Origin of the sequence: Variovorax sp. YR266 (assembly GCF_900107295.1) — a bacterium.
Classification (GTDB): domain Bacteria; phylum Pseudomonadota; class Gammaproteobacteria; order Burkholderiales; family Burkholderiaceae_C; genus Variovorax.
The window spans coordinates 1-3380 of sequence record NZ_FNPM01000038.1; the positions used below are offsets into that span (position 1 = coordinate 1).

1 protein-coding gene is annotated in these 3380 nt (G+C 69.6%); it reads left to right on the top strand.

Translation table 11 applies throughout. The annotated features are described in order from the left end of the window. The coding region (locus tag BLW48_RS34780; RefSeq protein ID WP_256331075.1) for a condensation domain-containing protein at positions 1–3380 on the top strand (3380 nt) is incomplete at both ends.

The window sequence follows — 3380 nt, forward strand, 5'->3', positions numbered from 1 at the left end:
GCCGCACTCGCACGCCTGCCCCTGGTCGCACAGGCCGCCGTCATCGCCCGCGAGGACTCTCCCGGCCACAAGCAGCTCGTGGGCTATGTGGTGCCCGAGGCCGCCGACTCGGCCGCCGAGGCCCTCATCGACACCGCCGCGCTGCGCCGCAGCCTCTCGCAGTCCCTGCCCGACTACATGGTCCCCGCGGCCATCGTGGTCCTGCAAGCTCTGCCGCTGACCCCCAACGGCAAGCTCGACCGCAAGGCACTGCCCGCCCCGGACTTCACCCCGCGATCCATCCGCGCACCACGCACCCCCCAGGAGGAGATCCTCGCGGCCCTCTTCGCAGAGATCCTGCACCTGCCCCAGGTCGGCATCGACGACAACTTCTTCGACCTCGGCGGCGACAGCATCAGCTCCATCCAGCTGGTCAGCCGCGCGCGCAAGGCCGGGCTGCTCATCACCCCGCGCAACGTCTTCCAGTGCCAGAACGTGGAAGCGCTGTCGGCAGTGTCCACGCCCTTGGCGACGCAGAATGCCACAGCGGATGTCGCCGCCGGGGCGTTTCCCACGACACCGATCATTCGCTGGGTCATCGAGCGCGGGGGGCCGATACGCCGGTACAACCAGTCGATGCTGCTGCAGGTGCCCGCCGGCCTGCAGCAGGCGCATCTGCTCGCTGCCCTGCAGACACTGCTGATCCATCACGACGCGCTGCGCATGCGCCTCCTGCCCGTGCCCAAGGATGCGGCTGAGCGGCAGCTGGAGATCGCGCCGGTGACGACCGACGATGCGCAGGACATCCTGCAGCGGCTGGACATCCAAGGACTAGATGAGACCGGCCGCCGCAGCCTCATCGCCGAGGCCTCGCGCGCAGCCGCATCCCGTCTGAACCCCGAGGCCGGGCGCATGCTGCAGGCTACCTGGCTCGACGCCGGCAGCGCCCAGCCAGGACGCCTGCTGCTGACGATCCACCACCTCGCGGTCGACGGCGTCTCCTGGCGCATCCTCGTACCCGACCTCGAACTGGCCTGGCAGGCCGCGCAGCGCAACGAGCGCGCCAAGCTCGAACCCCGCAGCAGCTCCCTGCGGCGCTGGGCGCTGCGCCTGAACGCCGAGGCATTCTCTCCACGACGGCTCGCCGAGCTGCCGCTGTGGACATCCATCGTGGGCGCCGCGGACTCGCTGCTGTCCCACCGTGCGTTCGATGCCAGCCGCGACACGGTCGCCACCGGCAGGCGCCTGACGCTGAGCCTGCCGAGCACGCTCACCTCCGCACTGCTCACGCAGGTGCCCACGCTCTTCCACGGTCGCATCAACGACGTGCTGCTGACGGCCTTCGCCCTGGCCGTGGCCCAGTGGCGGCGCAAGCGCTCATCCGAGCAGGCTCCGGGCGTTCTCTTCGACCTCGAAGGCCATGGCCGCGAGGAGATCTTCGAGGACATCGATCTCTCGCGCACCGTGGGCTGGTTCACCAGCATCTTCCCCATGCACCTGGATCTGCAGGGCGTCGACCTCGATGACGCCCTGCGTGGCGGCGCCCACATGGGCCGTGCGCTCAAGCAGAGCAAGGAGCAGTTGCGCGCCCTGCCCGACAACGGTCTGGGCTTCGGGCTGCTGCGCTACCTCAACCCCGAGACGGCCCGGGTGCTCGCGGGTGCGGCTCCGCAGATCGGGTTCAATTACTTAGGGCGCTTCGCTGCCCCGCAGGCGCAGGACTGGGCTGCCGCGCCGGAGGCCGGCGCACTGGGTGGCGGCGGAGATGCCGAGGCGCCCCTGGCGCATCCGATCTCGCTGGACGCGCTCACGCGCGACAAGGCCGACGGCCCCGAGCTCCAAGCCTACTGGGCCTGGGCCGGCGAGCTCTTCAGCGAGGACGACATCCGCGATCTCGCCCAGGGCTGGTTCGATGCCCTCGAGGCTCTGGTGTTGCACGCCCAGCGCAGCGACGCCGGCGGCTTCACGCCCTCGGACTTCCCTCTCCTGAGCCTGGAGCAGCCGGAGATCGAGCGCATCGAGCAGCAGCACCCCGCACTCGAGGACATCCTGCCGCTGTCGGCCCTGCAGCAGGGCCTGCTGTTCCACGCCATGTACGACGAGCAAGAGGCCGATGCCTATGTCGTACAGATGGCCTTCGAGCTCACCGGGCCCCTGCAGGCTTCCGCCCTGCAGGCCGCCGCCGGCGCGCTGATGCAGCGCCACGCGCACCTGCGTGCCGCGTTCCTGCACCAGGACCTCTCCGAGCCCGTGCAGGTCATCCCACGCCAGATCGCACTGCCCTGGCAGAACATCGACCTCGCCTCGCTCGAGGCGCATGAACGCGAGGCCCGCCTGGCCAGTTTCCTCGAACAGGATCGCCTGCAGCCCTTCGACCCGGCGTACGCCCCGCTGCTGCGCTTCGCGCTCATCCGCCTGTCCGCCCAGCGTGCACGCTTCGTCTTCACCAGCCACCACATCCTGCTGGACGGCTGGTCCATGCCGATCCTGCTCAAGGAGCTGTTCACGCTCTATGCGAGCCAAGGCAACCCCGCCAGCCTGCCTCCGGCCACGCCTTATCGCAACTACCTGGCCTGGTTCAAGCAGCAGGACCGCGCCGCCGCCGAGCAGGCATGGCGCGAGGCGCTCGCAGGCCTGCAGGAGCCCACCCGGCTCGTCACGACGCAGGCCTCCTCCTCGGGACGCCAGTCGTCCTTCACCTTCAGCCTGCCGCAGGCGTTGACCGAAGCCCTCACCCGGCAGGCTCGCCAGCACAGCCTCACCCTCAACACCCTCATGCAGGGCGCGTGGGGTGCGTTGCTCGCACGCCTGACCGGGCGCCAGGACGTGGTCTTCGGCATCACCGTCTCCGGACGCCCGCCCGAGCTGGCCGGCGTGGAGGCCATGGTGGGCCTGTTCATCAACACCCTGCCGCTGCGCCTGCAGTTCCACTCTGACGAGCCCGCCGTGCAGGTCTTCGCACGGCTGCAGGACCAGCAGTCCTCGCTCATCGCGCACCAACACCTGGGCCTGTCGGACATCCAGCGCCTGAGCGGCTTCAGCACACTGTTCGACACGCTGTTCGTCTTCGAGAACTACCCTGCGGACCCCAGAGGGCGCCAACCTTCGTACAACGGCATGGAGGTCGCGTGGGGCGGAGGCAGTGGGGGAGACACCACCCACTATCCCCTGAGCATCGCTGTCATGCCGGGCGCCCAGTTGCAGTTGCGGGTGGGCTATCGGCCTGACCTGTTCGATCTGCCCACCGTGGAGCAGCTCGTGCTGCGCCTGCAGCGGGTGCTGCAGGCCGTGGTCGCCGATCCCGCGCAGCCCATCGGACGCATCGAGATCCTCGCGCCCGAGGAGCGCCAGCAGATCCTGCTCGGATGGAACGACACCGCGCACCCCGTGGCCGAGTCGAC